Source organism: Pseudogulbenkiania ferrooxidans 2002, from assembly GCF_000174355.1.
GTDB classification, from domain to species: Bacteria; Pseudomonadota; Gammaproteobacteria; order Burkholderiales; family Chromobacteriaceae; genus Pseudogulbenkiania; species Pseudogulbenkiania ferrooxidans.
Genome location: NZ_ACIS01000004.1, coordinates 366,692 through 387,195, shown reverse-complemented (window position 1 = coordinate 387,195; position 20,504 = coordinate 366,692). Strand labels below are relative to the sequence as shown.

At 64.4% G+C, this 20,504-nt stretch carries 21 protein-coding genes; 5 read left to right on the top strand and 16 right to left on the bottom strand.

The genetic code is table 11. The features are described 5' to 3' along the window. Positions 1 to 44: 44 nt before the first annotated feature. Complete coding sequence (locus FURADRAFT_RS09175) at positions 45 to 1,199, top strand: HD-GYP domain-containing protein (RefSeq protein WP_008953859.1); 1,155 nt, start codon at positions 45 to 47, stop codon at positions 1,197 to 1,199. A 74-nt stretch (positions 1,200 to 1,273) separates the two neighbouring features. Continuing rightward, a complete protein-coding gene (locus FURADRAFT_RS09170) occupies positions 1,274 to 2,440 on the top strand; it encodes an HD-GYP domain-containing protein (RefSeq protein ID WP_008953858.1) in 1,167 nt (388 codons plus the stop codon). A gap of 203 nt (positions 2,441 to 2,643) precedes the next feature. On the opposite strand, the gene nagZ is transcribed toward FURADRAFT_RS09170, so the two are convergent. The 16 genes from nagZ to rpoE form a co-directional block, all read right to left on the bottom strand. After that, positions 2,644 to 3,729 (bottom strand): beta-N-acetylhexosaminidase, encoded by a 1,086-nt coding sequence (nagZ, locus tag FURADRAFT_RS09165; RefSeq protein ID WP_008953857.1) that lies wholly within the window; start codon positions 3,727 to 3,729, stop codon positions 2,644 to 2,646. A gap of 5 nt (positions 3,730 to 3,734) precedes the next feature. After that, the gene (gene acpS / locus FURADRAFT_RS09160; RefSeq protein ID WP_008953856.1) at positions 3,735 to 4,148 is read right to left on the bottom strand and encodes a holo-ACP synthase; all 414 of its coding nucleotides are present in this window, start codon (positions 4,146 to 4,148) and stop codon (positions 3,735 to 3,737) included. A 12-nt stretch (positions 4,149 to 4,160) separates the two neighbouring features. Next, positions 4,161 to 4,898, bottom strand: coding sequence for a pyridoxine 5'-phosphate synthase (gene pdxJ, locus FURADRAFT_RS09155; protein ID WP_008953855.1), 738 nt, complete (start codon positions 4,896 to 4,898; stop codon positions 4,161 to 4,163). A 230-nt stretch (positions 4,899 to 5,128) separates the two neighbouring features. After that, positions 5,129 to 5,857 carry a DNA repair protein RecO gene (gene recO / locus FURADRAFT_RS09150; RefSeq protein WP_008953854.1) on the bottom strand — a complete coding sequence of 243 codons (729 nt, stop codon included), beginning with the start codon at positions 5,855 to 5,857 and terminating at the stop codon, positions 5,129 to 5,131. Beyond that, a complete protein-coding gene (locus FURADRAFT_RS09145) occupies positions 5,838 to 6,188 on the bottom strand; it encodes an antibiotic biosynthesis monooxygenase family protein (protein ID WP_008953853.1) in 351 nt (116 codons plus the stop codon). Before FURADRAFT_RS09145 ends, recO begins: the two co-directional genes overlap by 20 nt. Positions 6,189 to 6,190: 2 nt before the next feature. Then, a complete protein-coding gene (gene era / locus FURADRAFT_RS09140) occupies positions 6,191 to 7,081 on the bottom strand; it encodes a GTPase Era (RefSeq protein ID WP_008953852.1) in 891 nt (296 codons plus the stop codon). Beyond that, positions 7,078 to 7,794 (bottom strand): ribonuclease III, encoded by a 717-nt coding sequence (rnc, locus tag FURADRAFT_RS09135; RefSeq protein ID WP_008953851.1) that lies wholly within the window; start codon positions 7,792 to 7,794, stop codon positions 7,078 to 7,080. Before rnc ends, era begins: the two co-directional genes overlap by 4 nt. Further along, positions 7,791 to 8,156 carry a DUF4845 domain-containing protein gene (locus FURADRAFT_RS09130; RefSeq protein WP_008953850.1) on the bottom strand — a complete coding sequence of 122 codons (366 nt, stop codon included), beginning with the start codon at positions 8,154 to 8,156 and terminating at the stop codon, positions 7,791 to 7,793. The genes rnc and FURADRAFT_RS09130 overlap by 4 nt, the downstream gene beginning before the upstream one ends. A gap of 33 nt (positions 8,157 to 8,189) precedes the next feature. Then, positions 8,190 to 9,164, bottom strand: coding sequence for a signal peptidase I (gene lepB, locus FURADRAFT_RS09125; protein WP_008953849.1), 975 nt, complete (start codon positions 9,162 to 9,164; stop codon positions 8,190 to 8,192). Then, complete coding sequence (gene lepA / locus FURADRAFT_RS09120) at positions 9,165 to 10,958, bottom strand: translation elongation factor 4 (RefSeq protein WP_008953848.1); 1,794 nt, start codon at positions 10,956 to 10,958, stop codon at positions 9,165 to 9,167. It abuts the gene before it with no gap. A gap of 63 nt (positions 10,959 to 11,021) precedes the next feature. Then, the gene (locus tag FURADRAFT_RS09115) at positions 11,022 to 11,261 is read right to left on the bottom strand and encodes a glutaredoxin family protein (RefSeq protein WP_008953847.1); all 240 of its coding nucleotides are present in this window, start codon (positions 11,259 to 11,261) and stop codon (positions 11,022 to 11,024) included. Next, the gene (locus FURADRAFT_RS09110; RefSeq protein WP_008953846.1) at positions 11,258 to 12,679 is read right to left on the bottom strand and encodes a DegQ family serine endoprotease; all 1,422 of its coding nucleotides are present in this window, start codon (positions 12,677 to 12,679) and stop codon (positions 11,258 to 11,260) included. Before FURADRAFT_RS09110 ends, FURADRAFT_RS09115 begins: the two co-directional genes overlap by 4 nt. Then, on the bottom strand, positions 12,661 to 13,128 hold the full coding sequence (locus FURADRAFT_RS09105) for a SoxR reducing system RseC family protein (protein WP_008953845.1): 468 nt from the start codon (positions 13,126 to 13,128) through the stop codon (positions 12,661 to 12,663). Before FURADRAFT_RS09105 ends, FURADRAFT_RS09110 begins: the two co-directional genes overlap by 19 nt. Before the next feature lie 8 nt (positions 13,129 to 13,136). Further along, complete coding sequence (locus tag FURADRAFT_RS09100; protein WP_008953844.1) at positions 13,137 to 14,096, bottom strand: MucB/RseB C-terminal domain-containing protein; 960 nt, start codon at positions 14,094 to 14,096, stop codon at positions 13,137 to 13,139. Next, a complete protein-coding gene (locus FURADRAFT_RS09095; RefSeq protein ID WP_008953843.1) occupies positions 14,096 to 14,599 on the bottom strand; it encodes a sigma-E factor negative regulatory protein in 504 nt (167 codons plus the stop codon). Before FURADRAFT_RS09095 ends, FURADRAFT_RS09100 begins: the two co-directional genes overlap by 1 nt. 2 nt (positions 14,600 to 14,601) lie before the next feature. Further along, positions 14,602 to 15,201, bottom strand: coding sequence for an RNA polymerase sigma factor RpoE (gene rpoE / locus FURADRAFT_RS09090; RefSeq protein ID WP_008953842.1), 600 nt, complete (start codon positions 15,199 to 15,201; stop codon positions 14,602 to 14,604). Positions 15,202 to 15,573: 372 nt separating this feature from the next. Here rpoE and prpB point away from each other — a divergent pair, with 372 nt between their 5' ends. The 3 genes from prpB to acnD all read left to right on the top strand — a co-directional run bounded on the left by prpB (position 15,574) and on the right by acnD (position 20,496). Next, positions 15,574 to 16,449 carry a methylisocitrate lyase gene (prpB, locus tag FURADRAFT_RS09085; protein WP_008953841.1) on the top strand — a complete coding sequence of 292 codons (876 nt, stop codon included), beginning with the start codon at positions 15,574 to 15,576 and terminating at the stop codon, positions 16,447 to 16,449. 87 nt (positions 16,450 to 16,536) lie between these two features. After that, entirely contained in the window at positions 16,537 to 17,685 is a 1,149-nt protein-coding gene (gene prpC, locus FURADRAFT_RS09080; RefSeq protein ID WP_008953840.1) for a bifunctional 2-methylcitrate synthase/citrate synthase, read from the top strand. A gap of 198 nt (positions 17,686 to 17,883) precedes the next feature. After that, the gene (gene acnD / locus FURADRAFT_RS09075; RefSeq protein WP_008953839.1) at positions 17,884 to 20,496 is read left to right on the top strand and encodes a Fe/S-dependent 2-methylisocitrate dehydratase AcnD; all 2,613 of its coding nucleotides are present in this window, start codon (positions 17,884 to 17,886) and stop codon (positions 20,494 to 20,496) included. Positions 20,497 to 20,504 lie beyond the last annotated feature (8 nt).

The following is a 20,504-nucleotide window of genomic DNA, read 5'->3' as shown; positions in this document are numbered from 1 at the left end:
GCCGGGCCTACACTTGTAAAGTGCCAAGGAGAATCAAAAACAGCATGGCATCGCCTTCAGGAAAAAACCCGCTGGACAGCCTCATCAAGGTCGGGGAAGCACTGCCCATCAACCTCTATACCAAGAGCGGCTTCCTGCTGCTCGGCAAGGGCCACTACGTCCTCACCGACAAGCAGAAGGAGCGCCTGCTGGCCCACAGCTCGCTCGAAGCCAGCCAGCGCGCCCAGCAGAACAAACCGGACCCCACCGCCAAGCGCGCCGACGTCCCGGCCGAGCTGATCGAACCGTTCGAGGAGGTGCACCACATCACCCCGTCGCTCGACTACCTGCTCAACTGCGCGCTGTCCGAGCCGATGTTCGAACTCAAGCTGCGCGAACTGGCCGAACGTCTGCTCGGCCTGTGTGACAAGGTGCCGGACGGCCTCTTGGCGTCGATGCTGCTGCTGCCGATCCAGCGCTACACCGCCGCGCACAGCATCCACACCGCCATCCTCGCCGCGCTGATCTCCAAGCGCCTGGACACGCCGGCGGATGCCCGATTGATCCTGATCGCCGCCGCGCTCACCATGAACCTCTCCATCGCCCCGCTGATGGACGAGCTGTACAGCCAGGCCACCCCGCTGACCCCGGAACAGCAGGAAGACGTCGCCGGGCACCCCCTGCTCAGCTCGGCGATCCTGCGCGAATGCGGCGTCACCGACGAACTGTGGCATACCCTGGTGCAACAGCACCACGAGGAATGGGACAGTTCCGGCTACCCGGAACGACTGGAGCGCACCGACATCCACCCGCTGGCCCACCTGCTGCATCTGGCCGACATTTCCGCCGCCAAGCTGGTGCCGCGCAGCTACCGCAAGGCCATCCTGCCGCAGAACGCGCTGGCCCAGCTGTTCAAGAACCGCGACCAGCAAGTCGACAGCCAGTACGTCACGCTGCTGGTGAAGGAAATGGGCGTCTACCCACCGGGCAGCTTCGTGCGCCTGGCCAACCACGAACTCGGCGTGGTGGTGGCCCGGCGTGAGCGCGCCGACCAACCGCTGGTCGCCGCGCTGCGCCGCGAGGATGGTGCCGCCTACGGCGGGCCGCTGCTGCGCGAGACTCGCCTCAAGGAATACCAGATAGTCGGCATGATCCCGCTGAGCCAGGCCGGCATCCGCCCACAGTACCTCTCCGCACTGTGGAAAAAACGCAAGCACTAGGCCGTCATTATTCACCGCGCCGGCGGCCTGGGGGCAGGCTACAATGGCGATCAGCCAATGCGTGACTTCCAACCATGAGCGATCTTCCCGACAACAAGTCCAAACTGCACCCCCTGCGACTCAGGGTGGGGCAGGAATTGCCGGTCGACGTCTACGCCAACAACGGCCTTTTGCTGCTGAAGAAAGGCCATTACGTCCTGAGCGCCGAGCAACGCGACAAGCTGCTCAACGTCGGCGTGGGCGACAAGGACGCGATCGAGGCGCGGCTGGAGCGGGAGAAACGCGAACGTGCCGAAGCGCTGCGCAGGCAGGAAGAGGCGCAGCGCCCGGCCAACCCCCTGCTGGAAATGGAATTCCTCGGACAGCGGGCACAGGGACTGCTGACGCACGGACTGGCGGTTGCCGGGCTGGCCGACAGCCTGCACAGCGTTGTCCGGCGTCTCCACGAACTGGCTGCCAGCCAGGCGGACGCCCTGCTGGCCGCTACCCTGCTGGTCCCGCCGCGCGATCACGGCAGCGGCCATGCCCTGCACACCGCCGCACTGCTGGCGGTACTGGCGCGCCGCCTGGGCCTTGCCGAACAGGTCCACCACAGCCTGATCGGGGCGGCGCTGACCATGAACATCGCGGTCACCGGCCTGCTCAACCAGATGTCCGCCCAAGACACCCCAGCCACGCAACAGCAACGCGAGGCCCTGTTCGCCCATCCGCTGCTGAGCTCGGCCATCCTGCGCGAGGCCGGCATAGCCGATGAGCTGTGGCACACCCTGGTACAGCAGCACCACGAGGAGTGGAACGGCTCGGGCTATCCACATGGACTGAACCGTCACGATATCGACGCGCTGGCCCACCTGCTGCACCTGGCCGACGTGCTGACCAGCCGACTCTCCCCCTTGTCCGGCCATGCGACCGAGCCCGCTGCTCGCATCATGGCCAAGCTGTTCCAGGGCGGCTATGGGGAATTCGACCCACAATACACCGCGCTGCTGATCAAGGAGATCGGCATCTACCCGCCGGGCAGCTGCGTACGCTTGGCCAACGGCGAAATCGCCATGGTCACCCACCGCCGCGAGAAAGCCAACGAACCCCGCGTGGCGGCGCTACGCAAGGCAGACGGCCCGCCCTACGCCGAGCCGCTGCGGCGCGAGACGCGCAACCCCGGCTACCACATCGTCGAGGCGGTGCCGCTCAGCCAGGCCGGGGTGCGCCCCGGCTTCCTGGCAAAACTGTGGAAACCCTGAACCCGCATCAAAAACAAACCTCCAGCAGCCTGTTTCAGTAGGCGAGCGAGCCAAAGCAGGTTGAGTGCCACCGGAGCACAGGAACCGGAATGTACACGGCGTACATGAGGATTCCACATCGCTGAGCGAATCTCTGAGCGAGAGTTCGCACGCAGTCCGCTGGCACTCAAGATGCGCAGGCGCAGCCGTCTAATGAGATAGGCTCAGCTGGCCTCGCCCACCGCGGGCCCCTTCAGCGCATCCGGCGGCATCGCCAGTCGCGCCACGGTGGCGCGGGCGGCGGCGAAATCGGCGCTATCCAGAGCCTTTTCCCACTCGGTCTGCTCGCCCTGTCCTTCCATGCGCGCCAGCCGCTCCGCCAATCCGGCGATGGCCGGATCAGCCAAGGCCGCCAGCAGTTCGTCGGCCAGATCCGGGCGGTTGCACACCAGGGCCATGTCGCAGCCGGCGGCAAAGGCGGCGCGGGCACGCTCGGCGATGCCGCCGGCCCCAGCCGCACCTTCCATGCACAGGTCGTCGGAGAAGATCACCCCGTCGAACTTCACCTGCTGGCGCAGGATGTCCTGCAGCCAGATACGCGAGAAACCGGCCGGCTGGTCGTCCACCTGCGGGTATACCACGTGCGCCGGCATCACCGAGGTGAGGCCGGCAGCGGAAAGACGCACGAAGGGTTTGATGTCGTCGGCCATCAGCTCGTCCAGGCTGCGCTCGTCGACCGGGATGACGTGATGGCTGTCGCCCTCGACATAGCCATGGCCTGGGAAGTGCTTGCCGCAGGTCGCCATGCCGCCGCGCTGGAGGCCTCGCTGCAGCGCCAGCGCCAGCGCCGACACCACCTCGGGGTCGCGGCTGAAGCTGCGGTTGCCGATCACGGCGCAACGCCCCCAGTCGAGGTCCAGTACCGGGGTGAACGACAGGTCGACGCCGCAGGCGCGCAGTTCCGCCGCCAGCACGTAACCGACGGTTTCGGCCAGGCTTTCGGCTTCTTGCGGATCGCGCTGCCAGGCCTCGCCCAGCACGCGCATCGGCGGCAGGCGCGTGAAACCATCGAGGAAGCGCTGCACCCGCCCCCCCTCATGATCCACCGCGATCAGCAAATGAGGGGAGCGCAGCGCGCGGATCTCAGCGGTCAGCGCCTTGAGCTGTTCGATGTTCTCGAAATTGCGCCGAAACAGGATCACCCCGCCGACCAGAGGATGGCGAAGCCGCACGCGCTCGGCATCGGTCAAGGAAAAACCCGCCACGTCCACCATCATGGGGCCACGCGGGAGGGATACAGTGCTGTACATAGGAATCAGGCCTGCAAAATGGCGGGAGGGTTGGCCGAAGGCACCCCCTCCAGCACGACAAAGGCGAGCGCATGGTCGCGCTCGTCGCTGATGGAGAGATGGCTGCTGACCACGCCGCGGCTTTCGGCGAACTGCTGCAGCGGCGGGCTGAATACCAGCAAGGGCTTGCCCAGAGCGTCGTGATCGACGGCGATGGCGGTGAGCAGCACCGGCGCGCGGATGCCGGTGCCCAGGGCTTTCGACACCGCCTCCTTGACCGCGAAACGCTTGGCCAACAAGCGCGCCGGATCGCTGCTGGCGGCAAACGCCGCCCACTCCGACGGCGCCAGGATGCGCCGCCCGGCCTTGCTGCCCCAGCGATCGAGCAGGGCCTGCATGCGCGCCACGGCGACGATGTCGGTGCCGATGCCGTAGATCATGACAGTGATCGCTTATTGGTAGGCGTCGCGCCGACCTTCGATCATCAGCGCTTTCATCGAACGCACCGCCTCGGGGAAGCCGACGAACAGCGCCTGGCTGACGATGGCGTGACCGATATTGAGTTCGGCGATTTCGGCAATCGCCGCCACCGACTTCACGTTGTGATACGACAGGCCATGGCCGGCGTTGACCACGAAGTCCAGGTGCGCGGCGAACACCGCCGCCTCGCGCACGCGCGCCAGTTCACGCTCGCGTTCGGCCTGATGCACGGCGTCGGCGTAGGCACCGGTGTGCAGTTCGATGACGCGAGCACCGGCGTCGCGGGCCGCTTCGATCTGCTGGTTGTCCGGGTCGATGAACAGCGAAACGCGAATGCCGGCCTCGGTGAGGGCCAGGGTATAGTCACGCACTTGGTCGAAATGACGGATCACGTCGAGGCCGCCCTCGGTGGTGATCTCCTCGCGCTTTTCCGGCACCAGGCAGACATCCTCCGGTTTGACTGCCAGCGCATTGGCCAACATTTCCTCGGTCAGCGCCATCTCCAGGTTCATGCGCGTCTTGATCACCTGGCGCATCGCCACCACGTCGGCGTCCTGGATGTGGCGACGGTCTTCGCGCAGATGCAGGGTAATCAGGTCGGCACCGGCTGTCTCGGCAACCAGCGCCGCTTCGATCGGACTCGGGTAACGGGTGCCACGCGCCTGGCGCAGGGTGGCCACATGGTCGATATTCACGCCCAACAGAATCATCATCTCACTCCATCGCCCCGGTCGGTCTCATTCCATTCAGGTTAGAAACGATCGCGTGTCCGCGACATGTCGCGCACGGCGCGCGGGTCCAGCTCAGCGTGGCCAATCCTTGAATTAGCCCAGCACTCGATTGGCCTGCGGAAAGCCGCTCGCAACCGCTTGCCGAGAGCCGGCGCCCTCCGCTGCCCCACTCGCGGGTCCTCGCGTTCTCGTTTCCAATACCGTTGGAATCAGTCGCCGAGGGCACTGATTGATTGCAGCAGCTCGCGGGTCGCCAATGACTGCGCCCCCAGAAGCTGCCCCAGAAAAAGTCTCATCAGACGGCGCGCCTCGCGCCGCGTGGCGAGCTCGGAAAAATCGCCGCCGGCCATCGCCAGCAGAATCCGGCCCTCGATCACCTGCTGCTGCGCCGGCACCGGCCCGCCCTGCCAACGCTGTAGCGCCTGCTCGGGCCCGCACAGGTAGGGCACGTCGGGCTCCACTTCGCGCCCGTTGCTGTCGACATCGAAAGCAGGCGCGTAGCCCAGCGTGCGCACCAGGCCCAGCTCGAAGCGCCGCAACACCGACGACAGTAAGCCGCCCGACGCCAGCCCACGCACCGCCTCGGCGTAGACGCCGAAGGTTTCCGGGTGCGGGTCGTCGCGCGCCGTCAGCTTGATCAACAATTCATTGAGATAAAACCCGCACACCAGCGGCAAGCCCGACAGTTGCGGCACGCCGCCCTGCCAATCGGCGGTGTGCAAAGTGCGCACTTCGCTCTTGCCAAACCAGGCCAGGAGCAGCGGCTGGAACGGCAACAGCACGCCCCGCAGGTCGGACCGGGGCCGGCGCGCGCCACGCGCCACCAGCGCGATGCGTCCGTGCTCGCGCGTCAGGACATCGAGCAGCAGGCTGGTTTCCCGGTACGGCTGGGCATGCAGCACGTAGGCCGGCTGGCGGTCAACCCGGCCCTGGCTCATGCGACGTCGGATTCGGGAAATCGTGCGCCCGCTCGACGCGGGCCACCTTCAGCGAAAAGGCCTGATACCACACCTCACGCCCAAGGCGCTGCGCCACCATGTGTTCCGCATGATGACGCCAGGCGGCAATCGCCTCCACGCTATCCCAATAAGACACGGTAATGCCGAAACCGTTTTCGTCCCGCGCGCTTTCCATGCCGAGAAAGCCGGGCTGCACCCGGGCCAGCCGCAACATGCGCTCGGCCATCTCGGCGTAGCCCTGCTCGGCCTCGCTACGCTGCGAGGAAAAGATCACGGTCCAATACGGCGGGAGCGGCAGAGAATCCGGCATGATCAGTGAAGACCGAATTCCTTGAGGAAGCGCACGTCGTCGGCCCAACCGCTCTTGACCTTGACCCACACCTCCAGGTAAACCTTGCCGTCGAACAGCTTTTCCATGTCGAGGCGGGCTTCGGTCGAAATCTTCTTCAGCTTTTCACCGCCCTTGCCGATCAGAATGCCTTTCTGGCCTTCCTTGTCGACCAGCACGGCGATGTGGATGCGGCGCAAGGCGCCGTCGAGTTCGAATTGCTCGACTTCCACGTTCATCGAATATGGCAGTTCTTCGCCCAGGTAACGGAACAGCTTCTCGCGCACGATCTCGGCGGCGAGGAAGCGTTCGCTCTTGTCGGTGACCATGTCCTCGGGGTAGAGCGGCATCGATTCCGGCAGGCGCGGGCGCACCTTGTCGAGCAGTTCGGCCAGACGCTGACCATGCTTGGCGCTAACCACCTCGACGTCGGCGAAGGCAAAGTCGGCCTTCACCGTCTCGATGAATTCCATCAGCGCCTGTTTGTCCTTGGCCTTGTCGAGCTTGTTGATCACCAGCATCACCGGGGTGTGCTTGGGCAAGAGCGGCAACAGTTCCTTGTCGGCACCGGTCCAGCGCATGGCTTCGATCACGAACAGCACGCAGTCCACGTCCGACAGCGTTTCCTTCACGCTGCGGTTGAGCACCTCGTTGAGCGCGCCCTTGTGGAAGGTCTGGAAGCCCGGGGTGTCGACGAAAACGAACTGGGCGGTGTCTTCGGTATGGATGCCGTTGACGCGGTGGCGCGTGGTCTGCGCCTTCTTCGAGGTGATGCTAACCTTCTGGCCGATCAGGTGGTTCATCAACGTCGACTTGCCGACGTTGGGACGACCGACGATGGCGACGAAGCCGCAGTGGAATGGAGTGTCTGTCATGCGCGTTTCTTGCCCGAAGGCAGTTTCTGTTCAAGGTGTTGCAGCGCGGCTTCGGCCGATTGCTGTTCGGCGGCGCGGCGGCTGCCGCCCTCGCCGGTGACGATCACCGCCAGCTCGCCGAGGTCGCACTCCACCTTGAACCATTGTTCATGAGCCTCTCCACTCTGGGAGAGGATACGGTATTTCGGCAGCGCCAGCTTTCTGGCCTGCAAGGCTTCCTGCAGCCGGGTCTTGGCATCCTTGGCGTGCTTGGTCGGATCGATCGCGGCCACCCGTTGCTCGTACAGGCGGCGCACCACGTTCTCGGCCGCGGCAAAGTCGGTGTCGAAGCTGACGGCGGCGAAGGTCGCTTCCAGGGCATCGGCCAGAATCGAGGGGCGGTTGAATCCGCCGCTCTTCAGTTCACCTTCGCCCAGGTAGAGGTAATCGCCCAGGCCCAGCCCCAGGGCGATCTCGGCCAGCGAACTCTGGTTGACCAGGTTGGCACGCAGGCGCGACAGCTCGCCCTCGCTCAGGCTCGGGAAGCGGTCGAACAGCATGCGCGCCACGGTATAGTTGAGAATGCTGTCGCCGATGAATTCGAAACGCTCGTTATTGGGCGAGCCGAAACTGCGGTGCGTCAATGCCTGGCGCAGCAGTTCCGGCCGAGTGAAACGATAGCCCAACGCCACCGACAGGCGGCCGAACTTTACTTCAGTCTGTGATACGGTCATTGGGAAGAATCGGTTTTGCCCGCTTCGGTTTCAAAGTCAAAAATCAGCCCGACATTGGCAAACAAGGGAACTTCGCGACGATAGGCGGCACGGACATGCACCACACCCGCGCCCGCAACCACCTCAAGATTCTGACCGCGGATCGAACTGATATCGGCCACATCGGCTTTGGTATTGAAATCCTTGCGAATCTGGTACTCGCTGGCCGAGGTTTCACCTGCCACATCCCGCACTGCCTGCTTGACCGCAGAATACTCAGTGTAGACCGGGATCACCTTGAAACCGAGCAGGATGATGCCGCCGATGAACACCATCAGCAGCATGGTGGAAATGATTGTAAACCCGCGTTGAGTTCGCTGCATTGCTCCCCCTTGACTGTCCAAGTCGAAGTCCTGTCAACGAATGGCATGACCAATACGCGACAGGTCGTTGAAGTTCATCCATACCAGGAACGCCTTGCCCACCAGCAGCTTGTCGGCGACGAAACCCCAATAACGGCCATCCAGGCTGTTGTCGCGGTTGTCGCCCATCATGAAGTAGTGGCCTTCCGGCACGCGGCAGGCAAAGCCGTTGTCATCATAGACACAACGGTCGCGGAAGGGGAAGTCGCTCACCTGGCTCAGGCTCAGTGTCGGAGCCTCGGGAATATTCAACACCTGGAAGCGCTTGTTGCCCAGCGTTTCGTGGAACTGGTCGTTATGGATCATCGCCAGCCCCTGTTCCAGGTATTCGTAGGTGCCGTCCTTCTCGTCCGGAACCGGCTTGCCGTTCACCGTCAGGCGCTTGTTGCGGTATTCCACCGTGTCGCCCGGCAGACCGATCACGCGCTTGATGTAGTTGACGCTGGGCTGCGGCGGAAAGTTGAACACCACCACATCGCCACGCTCCACCTTGTTGACCGGGATCAGCACGTTGTTCAACACCGGCACGCGGAGGCCGTAGGAGAATTTGTTGACCAGGATGAAGTCGCCGACCACCAAACCCGGCCGCATCGAGCTGGAGGGGATCTGGAACGGCTCGACCAGGAAGGAACGCAGCACGAACACCACGAAGATGACCGGGAAGAAGCCGCGCGCGTAGTCGACGAAATGCCCAACCTCGCGCCCTTCGGCCATTCTCTTCCTGGCCAGCAGCAGCTTGTCGAGCCCCCACACCACGCCGGTGATCAGCACGAACACCAGCATCACGGCGGTGAAGCTCATGGCGTTGGATAGAATGCCGAAGCCGCCGACCACCAGCGCCAGGTAGCCCCACTGGATCGGGGCCGGCCAGTCCTTGGCGGCCGCTTCTCGCCTGCCACCGCTGAAGACGATCAGCATCAGGCCGATGGCGGCCACGACCACGAACACCCAGAACAGATTGGCCCCCACTTACTTGTCTCCCACTTGAAGAATGGCGAGGAAGGCTTCTTGCGGAATTTCCACGTTGCCCACCTGCTTCATGCGCTTCTTGCCGGCTTTTTGTTTTTCCAGCAGCTTTTTCTTACGGGTGATGTCACCGCCGTAGCACTTGGCCAGCACGTTCTTCCTGAGCGCCTTGATGGTCTCGCGCGCGATGATGTGGCTGCCGATGGCGGCCTGCACGGCGATGTCGAACATCTGGCGCGGGATCAGTTCGCGCATCTTCGAGGCCAATTCACGGCCGCGGTACTGGCTGGTGGCGCGGTGCACGATCAGCGATAGGGCATCGACCTTCTCGCTATTGACCAGGATGTCGAGCTTGACCAGGTCGGCCGCCTGGAATTCCTTGAATTCGTAGTCGAGCGAGGCGTAGCCGCGGCTGGTGGACTTGAGCTTGTCGAAGAAGTCCATCACCACTTCGTTCATCGGCAGCTCGTAGGTCAGCATCACCTGGCGGCCCATGTACTGCATATTGCGCTGCACACCGCGTTTCTGGTTGCACAGCGTCATCACCGCGCCGACGTAGTCCTGCGGCACGAGGATGGTCGACGTGATGATCGGCTCGCGGATTTCGTCGATCTTGGACAGGTCCGGCAGCTTGGAGGGGTTTTCCACCTCAATGACCGTGCCGTCCTTCATCAGCACCTCGTACACCACCGTTGGCGCGGTGGTGATGAGGTCCATGTCGAACTCGCGCTCGAGACGTTCCTGCACGATTTCCAGGTGCAGCAGGCCGAGGAAGCCGCAGCGGAAGCCGAAGCCCAGCGCCTGCGACACTTCCGGCTCGAACTTGAGCGAGGCGTCGTTGAGCTGCAGCTTTTCCAGGGCGTCGCGCAGTGAGTCGTAGTCGTGCGATTCCACCGGGTAGAGGCCGGCGAACACCTGCGACTGGACTTCCTTGAAGCCGGGCAGCGCCTCGCTGGCCGGGTTGTTGACCAGCGTGATGGTGTCGCCGACCTTGGCCGATTTCAGTTCCTTGATGCCGGCAATGACGAAGCCCACTTCGCCGGCGCTGAGGCTGGGACGCTGTACCGACTTCGGCGTGAACACCCCGACCTGCTCGCACAGATGCTCGGCGCCGGTGGCCATGAACTTGATCTTGTCCTTGGGTTTCAGCGAACCGTCGATCACCCGCACCAGCATTACCACGCCGACGTAGTTGTCGAACCAGGAGTCGATGATCAGCGCCTTGAGCGGGCCATCCGGATTGCCTTCCGGCGGCGGGATCTTGCTGATCACCGTTTCCAGGATGTCTTCGATGCCGATGCCGGACTTGGCTGAGGCACGCACCGCATCAATGGCCTCGATGCCGATGATGTCTTCGATCTCCTGACTCACGCGCTCGGGTTCGGCGGCCGGCAGGTCGATCTTGTTGAGCACCGGCACCACTTCCACCCCCAGTTCGATAGCGGTGTAGCAGTTGGCCACGGTCTGCGCCTCGACGCCCTGCGAGGCGTCGACCACCAGCAGCGCGCCCTCACAGGCGGACAGCGAGCGGCTGACTTCGTAGCTGAAGTCGACGTGTCCCGGGGTGTCGATCAGGTTCAGGTTGTAGACCTGGCCGTCGCGCGCCTTGTACTGCAGTGCCGCGGTCTGCGCCTTGATGGTGATGCCGCGCTCTTTCTCGATATCCATCGAGTCGAGTACCTGTGCGCTCATTTCACGCATTTCCAGGCCGCCGCAGAACTGGATAAAACGGTCGGCCAGGGTCGATTTGCCGTGGTCGATATGGGCAATGATCGAGAAATTTCGAATATGTTTCATCGGTATCCAGCAAAAATTAAGGGCACGCTGGCGTGCCCTTGACAACTCACACTGGCGCGGATTTTAGCCGATTTCGCCAAGATGTGCAGCCAGCCGCTGAGTATCAAGATGGTAATGGCAGATTTCGTGCTCGCCATCCATCAATACCGGCACCAGTTCGTTGAAGCGCTCCTCTAGCACCGGGTCGGCATCGACGTCGATCACGTCGAGCGCGAAGCCGTGCTTTTGCTGCCACGGCTGGAGTTCAGCCAGCATCTGGTGACACAGGCTGCAATACTCGCGGAAGTACAGCGTCAGCCTCATTTCCCCTCCTCCACGGTCAACGGCACGAACAGCGTCACGCCGCGGCGCAGCACCTGCAGGGCGACCGTGCCGCCCTTGCGCGCGGCGTTGAGCGCTTCGCGCAGCTGGCGAGGATTCTTCAGCGGCTCGCTGCCGACGCCGACGATGACGTCGCCCGCCGCCATACCGACGCGCTCGGCCGGGCCGGACACCTTGCGCACCAGGAGACCGTAGTCGATGCCGAGACGCTTGAGTTGCGCCGGCGTCAGCTCGACCAGCGACAAGCCGATCGCAGACAGGTTTTCCCCCTGCGGTTCGGCCGGTTTCTGCGGCTGGCGGAATTCGCGTTCGGCAATGCTGGGGGCCTCGTCCTTGAGTTCGGCCAGCACCACGGTGACGACCCGGCGCGCCCGGTTACGCCAGACTTCCACCGCCACCGGCTTGCCCGGGCGCATGGCACCGATCAGGCGCGGCATGTCGGCCGACGACTCGACGGGCTGGCCGTCGATCTTGAGCACGATATCGCCGGCCCGCAGACCCGCCTTGTCGGCCGGCCCGTCCTTTTCCACCGAGTTGATCAGGGCGCCATTGGGGCTGGCAAGCCCGAACGATGCGGCCAGCTCCGGACTCAACTCCTGAATGGCGACGCCGATGCGGCCGCGGCTGACCTTGCCTTCCGACTTGAGCTGGTCGGCCACCTTGACCGCCACGTCGATCGGGATGGCGAAGGAGATGCCCATGAAGCCGCCGGAGCGGCTGTAGATCTGCGAGTTGATGCCGACCACCTCGCCCTTCAGGTTGAACAGGGGACCGCCGGAGTTGCCGGGGTTGACCGCGGCGTCGGTCTGGATGAACGGTACGTAGTTCTCGTCCGGCAGGCTGCGCCCCTTGGCGGAGACGATGCCCGAGGTGACCGAGTTTTCGAAGCCGAACGGCGAGCCGATCGCCAGCACCCATTCTCCGACCTTGAGGTTGGCCGAAGAACCGATATGCGCCACCGGCAGGTGGCTGGCATTGATCTTCAACAGCGCGACGTCGGTGCGCGCATCGGAACCGACCAGTCGCGCCTTGAAGGTGCGCTTGTCACCGAGCGTGACGGTGATTTCGTCGGCCCGCGCCACCACGTGCGAGTTGGTCATGACATAACCGTCTGCCGACACGATGAACCCGGAGCCCAGCGAGCGCTCCTTGCGCTCCTGCTGCTGCGGCGGAGCGAAGCGCCGGAAGAACTCGAAGAACGGATCGCCATTGAATTCCTCGGGTACGGCATTGATGGTCTCGCGCACCGTCTGCGTGGTGCTGATGTTGACCACGGCCTTGCCTTCCTGCTCCACGATCTGAGTAAAGTCGGGCAGCACACGCGCCTCGGCGGCGTACACCGGACCCGACACCACAACAGCTGCCAGCATGGCAGAGGCAATCAGTTTTTGGACCGACATGGTTTCTCCAGCATCAAGGGTTCTGAGGGATAGATGGCCGTGATGGTCGGCTGCAGCAGGGGCGAACGCCGGCGACGCCGGAGCTCGCGCCGCGCCGCGTACAGGCCGATGACGAACAGCGCCGCGCCGGCCAGCAGCGACACCGGCTCGCTCGCGCCGGCGCCGAACGAGAGCCCGACGCCCAGTCCCGCCGGCGGCACGAGATACACGAGGAAAGCCGCCATGGACACGTGCTGTCGCGGCACCGTCACCAGCACCCAGTCGCCTGCCTCGGCGCCCAACGGATTGTGGACGCGCACGCGGCGGTCGGTCGAACCGATGATGCGGGAAAGTGACAGGGCACGGCAGCCGGCGACCGGATCGCAGCGGCGGCACGAGGAATGGGGACGGGGCTCCACCAAGGCGAATGCCTGCTCGGTGGCGAGCACCCTGGCCTGCGTTTCTACCATCGTTTTTGTTATTTCTGTACGACTCGAATCGATTTGAGCAAGGACATCATGCTGGCTTCCGGCAGATCGCCCACCAGCGTGAGCTGCATGCCGCCCTGGCTACCGGAGGCCATGGCCACGACGCCGTACAGCGTACTCACGCGTTCGACGCGCGGCTCAGCCCCAGCCGGCTCGATGAAGAGCGACAGCATGACCAAACCATCGGTATACACCAGGTGCCGCACCGCGTGTTCGGCCTGCCCCGGCAGGCTGCGCTGCAGGGCACGGATCAGGCGGAAGCCACTGGGCAAGCCGCTGACTTCCACGCCTTCCATCCCGGCACCACTCGGCGGCACCGAGGTGCTGGCGTTGCGGATGGGGAGGCTGAGCGGGTAATGCGGCTTGAACTGGTTGCGATCCTTCGGCGCCGCCAGGTCGAGCTCGGTGAACATGTACTGCTCGACCGGCTCCTGTGCCGGCGACAGCGTCATGATCTTGAGCGGCAGCAGGCTGGCACGATCGAGGCACAGGCGCAGGCCGTAGCGCGCCCGGTCCTTGGCCTTGAGTTCGAGCCAGTCGCATTCGCGCTGGGCGACACGATCGCCGGCGAGGCGCTTGAGCGTGTAGGACTCGGCGACGCCGGCCATGTCGTCCGGCAGCAAGGCCGGGAACAGCCGCATGGCACTGACCTTGGCGGCCATCAGCGCCTTCTTGTCCGGCCCGTAACCGGTGAGTTCGCTGCCGTTGCGGACGATCTCGCGTGGCGTGCCGTCCAGCGACTGGCGCAATTCGATCACGCCCTCCGTTCCCGCACCGCGCACGATGTGGAACGTTTCCACCACACCGCTCATCTGGTGCAGATAGGTTCCGGTCAGGACCTGGTTACGGCTGGCCTGGGCGGATTTCTTGAGGGTCTGCCAGTCATCGGCGGCATGCGCCAATGCCGGCAGAGCAATACACACAATGGCAGTCAGGTGCTTCAGCCGCATCAATGGCGAACTCCGTTGCCCAGCGAGACTTTCACCACATCAGGGTCGGAAGCCATTTCCTGATGCGCCAGCAGATAAGGGTCGGCGCCGTTGTCGCGTGCCATGGGGCCGTTGGCTGGCTCGACCTGCTGAGCCACCTGCACCGGCACCCCCTTCTCCGCGACCATGGCGGCGCCCTGGCCGTTGACCGCCAGCTGCTGCCACGCCACCACGGCGGCAAAGCTCATGCTCGCGGCCAGCGCCACCGCGCCGACCGTGCGCACGCTGCCCTGTCGTAACCAGCGCCGCGGCGCCAGCACGGTCGGCTCCTCGGCCAGGCGTGCCGCGACGCGATGGCGCACGTTGATGCTGTTCAGGCCGGAGGCGCGCATGGCATCACCGATCAGGTGATACTCATCCCATGCTTCCTTCAACGACTCGTCGGTACTGGCGGCACTGATCAGCTTGGAGGCCTCTGGTCCGTCGAGTTCGTTATCCACCAGTGCGGATAATGATTCTTTCATGCTTACCACCTTTTATTCTTGGCCGTGTCGAGCAGCGGCCTAAGCTCGGTTGCGATTGCTTCGCGCGCCCGGAAGATGCGCGAACGAACCGTACCGATGGGACAATTCATCACCTTGGCGATTTCGTCGTAGGACAGACCATCCATTTCCCGCAGCGAAATCGCCGTCCTCAGTTCCTCAGGCAATGCCTCTACCGCTGCATTCACCGTGTTCAGGATTTCCTTGTTCATCAACTCCGATTCGGGGGTGTTGAAGTCGGGGAGTTGCGACGCCATGTCGAAACTTTCACCATCTTCATCCTCCACTTCGCTGTTGATGACCGGGCGTCGCCCGCTGGCACTCAGGAAATTCTTGGCGGTGTTGATGCCAATCCGGTATAGCCAGGTATAGAACGCACTCTCGCCGCGAAACGACGGCAAGGCGCGGTATGCCTTGACGAAGGCCTCCTGTGTCACGTCTTCGATGTCTGCGCTGTCGCGTAAAAACCGCGACAACAGCCGAGCTAAACGGCGCTGATACTTGCTGACAAGTAGATCGAACGCTCTTTTTTCACCTCGCTGTGCACGCTCCACCAACTGTTGATCGATTTCACGATCACTCATGTCGTTGTAATGCTCCCTGAATTGCCCACCGGTTTATTTGGTGTATTTCACATGGCGGACACGGTCTAGACCAGAGGGTGGGTGATGAGTTCCCACTGGTGGTGCTGAGCGAAACATAGCAGAGATGCCTCCAAACGAAAACGGCGGAAAGCCCCGGCTCGCGGCGTTGCCCCCCCCGCCTCGCCGGCGAGGGCAATGCCGCGTCAGCGGGGGCGAATGCGGCGGCGCGTCGTTTTCCCCGGCACCCGCCAGCGTCACCGTCTACCCTCTGTTTAAGGGATTTGCCATTGTGTGCTCGGCGCCCTTTACACACCAACCAAGCACTTGCTAGAATTCAGCCATCACCCCATGACGACGCAAGGAGAACGCGCGATGCACACCCCGGGAAACCGTTTCAGACAGGCCGTGGAGCAGGAAAAACCGTTGCAGGTGATGGGGGCCGTCAATGCCTACGCCGCCCGCCTGGCCGAGCACGCCGGCTTTAAGGCGCTGTACCTGTCCGGCGGCGGCGTGGCGGCCTGCTCGTGCGGCATTCCTGATCTTGGCATCACCACGCTGGAAGACGTTCTGATCGACGTACGCCGCATCACCGAGGCCACCGAGCTGCCGCTGCTGGTGGACATCGACACCGGCTGGGGCGGCGCGTTCAACATCGCCCGCGCCATCCGCAGCCTGGAAAAGGCCGGCGCCGCCGCGGTACACATCGAAGACCAAGTCCAGCAGAAGCGCTGCGGCCATCGCCCGAACAAGGCGATCGTGTCCAAGGACGAGATGGTCGACCGCATCAAGGCGGCCGTGGATGCGCGCCGTGACGACAGCTTCGTGATCATGGCCCGCACCGATGCGCTGGCCGTGGAAGGCCTGGACGCCGCGATCGAGCGCGCCGTGGCCTGCGTCGAGGCCGGCGCGGACATGATCTTCCCCGAGGCGATGACCGATCTGGCGATGTACAAGCAGTTCGCCGCCGCCGTGAAAGTGCCGGTACTGGCCAACATCACCGAGTTCGGCTCCACCCCGCTCTACACCACGCAGGAACTCGGCGCCAACGGCGTGAGCCTGGTGCTCTACCCGCTCTCTGCGTTCCGCGCCATGAGCAAGGCGGCCCTGGAGGTGTACAGCGCGATCCGCCAGGACGGCACGCAGAAAAACGTGATCGACAAGATGCAAACGCGCATGGAGCTCTATGACCATCTGGGCTACCACGCTTACGAGCAGAAGCTGGACGTGCTGTTCAGCCAGGAAAAGTAAACCACAGACCACATCAGGTTGGCCGAAGACGCCCGACAACAAGCCGCAGGCCGCCCCGTATTGCCGTTACATTTAGAGGAGAAGGAAATGAGTGAAGTCGTTCTTACCGCCAAGCCGAAGAAATCGGTCGCCCTCTCCGGCGTGGCCGCCGGCAACACCGCCCTGTGCACCGTTGGCCGCAGCGGCAACGACCTGCACTACCGCGGCTACGACATCCTGGACCTGGCCGCCCACTGTGAATTCGAAGAAGTCGCCTACCTGCTGGTGCACGGCAAGCTGCCGAACCAGGCCGAGCTCACCGGCTACAAGAAGAAGCTGAAGAGCCTGCGCGGCCTGCCGGCCTCGGTAAAGGCCGCGCTGGAAGCGCTGCCGGCCGCCGCCCACCCGATGGACGTGATGCGCAGCGGCGTCTCCGCGCTGGGTTGCACCCTGCCGGAAAAAGACGATCACAACATGGCCGGCGCGCGCGACATCGCCGACCGCCTGATAGCCAGCCTGGGCTCCATGCTGCTCTACTGGTATCACTTCAGTCACAACGGCAAGCGCATCGAGGTGGAAACCGACGACGACTCCATCGGCGGCCACTTCCTGCACCTGTTGCACGGCGAGAAACCGTCAGAGCAGTGGGTACGCGCCATGCATACCTCGCTCAACCTGTACGCCGAGCATGAATTCAACGCGTCCACCTTCACCGCCCGTGTCATCGCCGGCACCGGTTCTGACATGTACAGCGCCATCACCGGCGCCATCGGCGCGCTGCGCGGCCCGAAACACGGCGGCGCCAACGAAGTGGCGTTCGAAGTGCAGAAGCGCTACGAGAACCCGGACGAGGCCGAGATCGACATCAAGGCACGCGTCGAGCGCAAGGAAGTGGTGATCGGCTTCGGCCATCCCGTTTACACCATCAGCGACCCGCGCAACAAGGTGATCAAGGAAGTGGCACGCGAGCTGTCCGTCGCCGCTGGCGACACCAAGATGTTCGACATCGCCGAGCGCCTGGAGAGCGTGATGTGGGATATCAAGAAGATGTTCCCCAACCTCGACTGGTTCAGCGCCGTGAGCTACCACATGATGGGCGTGCCAACCGCGATGTTCACCCCGCTGTTCGTGATCGCCCGCACCAGCGGCTGGAGCGCGCACGTGATCGAGCAGCGCATCGACGGCAAGATCATCCGACCTTCGGCCAACTACGTCGGCCCGGAAGATCAGTCTTTCGTGCCGCTGGCTCAGCGCTGACACACCCCGCCTGCCGGGCGCGCCGCGGCCCGCCCGGCGCCGGCATCCTCACGGCCCCCTCTAGGCGGGCGAGGATACCGGGAGCGGATGGCCGCCACCTGCCGGCGCGACTGCGCCGGCAGGCTGGCTGAAACACGGACGGAGGCGGCCGGCGAGCCGCCCCGCTGACACAGAACATCACCCTCGGGCCTCGACACCATGAATACCGCATACCGCAAACACCTGCCCGGCACGGCCCTGGATTACTTCGACACGCGCGCCGCGGTCGACGCCATCCAGCCCGGCGCCTATGACACGCTGCCGTATACCTCGCGCGTACTGGCCGAACAGCTGGTGCGCCGCTGCGACCCGGCGCTGCTGACCGACGCGCTCAAGCAGCTGATCGAACGCCGCCGCGACCTGGATTTCCCCTGGTACCCAGCGCGCGTGGTGTGCCACGACATCCTGGGCCAGACCGCGCTGGTCGACCTGGCCGGCCTGCGCGACGCCATCGCCGAAAAAGGCGGCGACCCGGCCAAGGTGAACCCGGAGGTCCCCACCCAGCTCATCGTGGATCACTCGCTGGCCGTGGAATGCGGCGGCTACGACCCGGAGGCGTTCGAGAAAAACCGTGCCATCGAAGACCGCCGCAACGAGGACCGCTTCCACTTCATCGACTGGACGCGCACCGCGTTCAAGAACGTGGACGTGATCCCGGCGGGCAACGGCATCATGCACCAGATCAACCTGGAAAAAATGTCGCCGGTGATCCAGGCACGCGACGGCGTGGCCTTCCCCGACACCTGCGTCGGCACCGACAGCCATACCCCGCACGTGGACGCGCTGGGCGTGATCGCCATCGGCGTGGGCGGGCTGGAAGCGGAAACCGTGATGCTAGGCCGCGCCTCGATGATGCGCCTGCCGGACATCGTCGGGGTGAAGCTCACCGGCCAGCGCCAGCCCGGCATCACCGCCACCGACATCGTGCTGGCGCTCACCGAGTTCCTGCGCAAGGAGCGCGTGGTCGGCGCCTGGGTGGAGTTCTTCGGCGACGGCGCGGCCAAGCTGAGCATCGGCGACCGAGCCACCATCTCCAACATGTGCCCGGAATACGGCGCCACCGCCGCGATGTTCTACATCGACGACCAGACCATCGATTACCTGAAGCTCACCGGCCGCGAACCGGAGCAGGTGGCGCTGGTGGAAAACTACGCCAAGCTCACCGGCCTGTGGGCCGACAGCCTGGCCCGCGCCGAGTACGAACGCGTGCTGGAGTTCGATCTCTCCACCGTGGTGCGCAACATGGCCGGCCCGTCCAACCCGCACAAGCGCCTGCCGACCTCGGCCCTGCACGAACGCGGCATCGCCGACGAGGCCAAGCTGCAGGCGGCTCGCGCCGAGGAAGCCCAGGGCCTGCTGCCGGATGGCGCGGTGATCATCGCCGCCATCACCAGCTGCACCAACACCTCCAACCCGCGCAACGTGGTGGCGGCCGCCCTGCTGGCGAAAAAAGCCAATGCCCTGGGCCTGGTGCGCAAGCCGTGGGTGAAGACCTCGTTCGCGCCCGGCTCCAAGGTGGCCAAGCTCTATCTGGAAGAAGCCGGCCTGTTGCCGGAACTGGAAAAGCTGGGCTTCGGCATCGTGGCCTATGCCTGCACCACCTGTAACGGCATGTCCGGCGCGCTGGACCCGAAGATCCAGCAGGAAATCATCGAGCGCGACCTGTACGCCACCGCCGTGTTGTCCGGCAACCGCAACTTCGACGGCCGCATCCACCCCTACGCCAAGCAGGCCTTCCTCGCCTCCCCGCCGCTGGTGGTGGCCTATGCCATCGCCGGCACCGTGCGCTTCGACATCGAGCAGGACGCGCTGGGCTACGACAAGGACGGCCAGGCCATCACGCTGAAAGACCTGTGGCCGAGCGACGAGGAAATCGACGCCATCGTGGCGCGCTGCGTGAAGCCGGAACAGTTCAAGCAGATCTACATCCCGATGTTCGACCTGGGCACCGTGGAAGAAGCCAAGAGCCCGCTCTACGACTGGCGCCCGCAGTCGACCTACATCCGCCGCCCGCCGTACTGGGAAGGCGCTCTGGCCGGCGAGCGCACGCTCAAGGGCATGCGTCCGCTGGCGGTGCTGCCGGACAACATCACCACCGACCACCTGTCGCCGTCCAACGCCATCCTGGCCAATAGCGCCGCCGGCGAATACCTGGCGAAAATGGGCCTGCCGGAAGAGGATTTCAACTCCTACGCCACCCATCGCGGCGACCACCTCACCGCGCAGCGCGCCACCTTTCGCCAACCGCAGCTGGTGAACGAGATGGCGGTGGTGGACGGCGAGGTGAAGAAGGGCTCGCTGGCGCGCGTCGAGCCGGAGGGCAAGGTGATGCGCATGTGGGAAGCCATCGAAACCTACATGGAGCGCAAGCAGCCCCTGATCATCATCGCCGGCGCCGACTACGGCCAGGGCTCCTCGCGCGACTGGGCCGCCAAGGGCGTGCGCCTGGCCGGGGTGGAAGCCATCGCGGCCGAGGGCTTCGAGCGCATCCACCGCACCAACCTGATCGGCATGGGCGTGCTGCCGCTGGAGTTCAAGCCGGGTGTGAATCGCAAGACCCTGGGCATCGACGGCACCGAGACCTTCGACGTGATCGGCGAGCGCAAACCGCGCGCCGACCTCACGCTGGTGATCCAGCGCCGGAACGGCGAACGCGTCGAGGTGCCCGTCACCTGCCGCCTCGATACCGCGGAGGAAGTGTCGATCTACGAGGCCGGCGGCGTGCTGCAGCGCTTCGCGCAGGACTTCCTCGAAGCCTCGACCGCAGCGTAAGCATCAGC

What these genes read in the sequence shown, in the direction of transcription:
- acpS (WP_008953856.1), bottom strand. Translation starts at nt 4,148, where the DNA reads ATGATCTACGGCATCGGCACCGACATCGTCGCCGTGGCGCGCATGCAG.
- FURADRAFT_RS09095 (WP_008953843.1), bottom strand. Translation starts at nt 14,599, where the DNA reads ATGAAAGAATCATTATCCGCACTGGTGGATAACGAACTCGACGGACCA.
- rpoE (WP_008953842.1), bottom strand. Translation starts at nt 15,201, where the DNA reads ATGAGTGATCGTGAAATCGATCAACAGTTGGTGGAGCGTGCACAGCGA.
- FURADRAFT_RS09100 (WP_008953844.1), bottom strand. Translation starts at nt 14,096, where the DNA reads ATGCGGCTGAAGCACCTGACTGCCATTGTGTGTATTGCTCTGCCGGCA.
- FURADRAFT_RS09145 (WP_008953853.1), bottom strand. Translation starts at nt 6,188, where the DNA reads ATGCCGGATTCTCTGCCGCTCCCGCCGTATTGGACCGTGATCTTTTCC.
- recO (WP_008953854.1), bottom strand. Translation starts at nt 5,857, where the DNA reads ATGAGCCAGGGCCGGGTTGACCGCCAGCCGGCCTACGTGCTGCATGCC.
- rnc (WP_008953851.1), bottom strand. Translation starts at nt 7,794, where the DNA reads ATGACCGTATCACAGACTGAAGTAAAGTTCGGCCGCCTGTCGGTGGCG.
- nagZ (WP_008953857.1), bottom strand. Translation starts at nt 3,729, where the DNA reads ATGTACAGCACTGTATCCCTCCCGCGTGGCCCCATGATGGTGGACGTG.
- prpC (WP_008953840.1), top strand. Translation starts at nt 16,537, where the DNA reads ATGAGTGAAGTCGTTCTTACCGCCAAGCCGAAGAAATCGGTCGCCCTC.
- acnD (WP_008953839.1), top strand. Translation starts at nt 17,884, where the DNA reads ATGAATACCGCATACCGCAAACACCTGCCCGGCACGGCCCTGGATTAC.
- pdxJ (WP_008953855.1), bottom strand. Translation starts at nt 4,898, where the DNA reads ATGATTCTGTTGGGCGTGAATATCGACCATGTGGCCACCCTGCGCCAG.
- FURADRAFT_RS09115 (WP_008953847.1), bottom strand. Translation starts at nt 11,261, where the DNA reads ATGAGGCTGACGCTGTACTTCCGCGAGTATTGCAGCCTGTGTCACCAG.
- FURADRAFT_RS09175 (WP_008953859.1), top strand. Translation starts at nt 45, where the DNA reads ATGGCATCGCCTTCAGGAAAAAACCCGCTGGACAGCCTCATCAAGGTC.
- FURADRAFT_RS09110 (WP_008953846.1), bottom strand. Translation starts at nt 12,679, where the DNA reads ATGTCGGTCCAAAAACTGATTGCCTCTGCCATGCTGGCAGCTGTTGTG.
- era (WP_008953852.1), bottom strand. Translation starts at nt 7,081, where the DNA reads ATGACAGACACTCCATTCCACTGCGGCTTCGTCGCCATCGTCGGTCGT.
- FURADRAFT_RS09130 (WP_008953850.1), bottom strand. Translation starts at nt 8,156, where the DNA reads ATGCAGCGAACTCAACGCGGGTTTACAATCATTTCCACCATGCTGCTG.
- prpB (WP_008953841.1), top strand. Translation starts at nt 15,574, where the DNA reads ATGCACACCCCGGGAAACCGTTTCAGACAGGCCGTGGAGCAGGAAAAA.
- FURADRAFT_RS09170 (WP_008953858.1), top strand. Translation starts at nt 1,274, where the DNA reads ATGAGCGATCTTCCCGACAACAAGTCCAAACTGCACCCCCTGCGACTC.
- lepA (WP_008953848.1), bottom strand. Translation starts at nt 10,958, where the DNA reads ATGAAACATATTCGAAATTTCTCGATCATTGCCCATATCGACCACGGC.
- FURADRAFT_RS09105 (WP_008953845.1), bottom strand. Translation starts at nt 13,128, where the DNA reads ATGGTAGAAACGCAGGCCAGGGTGCTCGCCACCGAGCAGGCATTCGCC.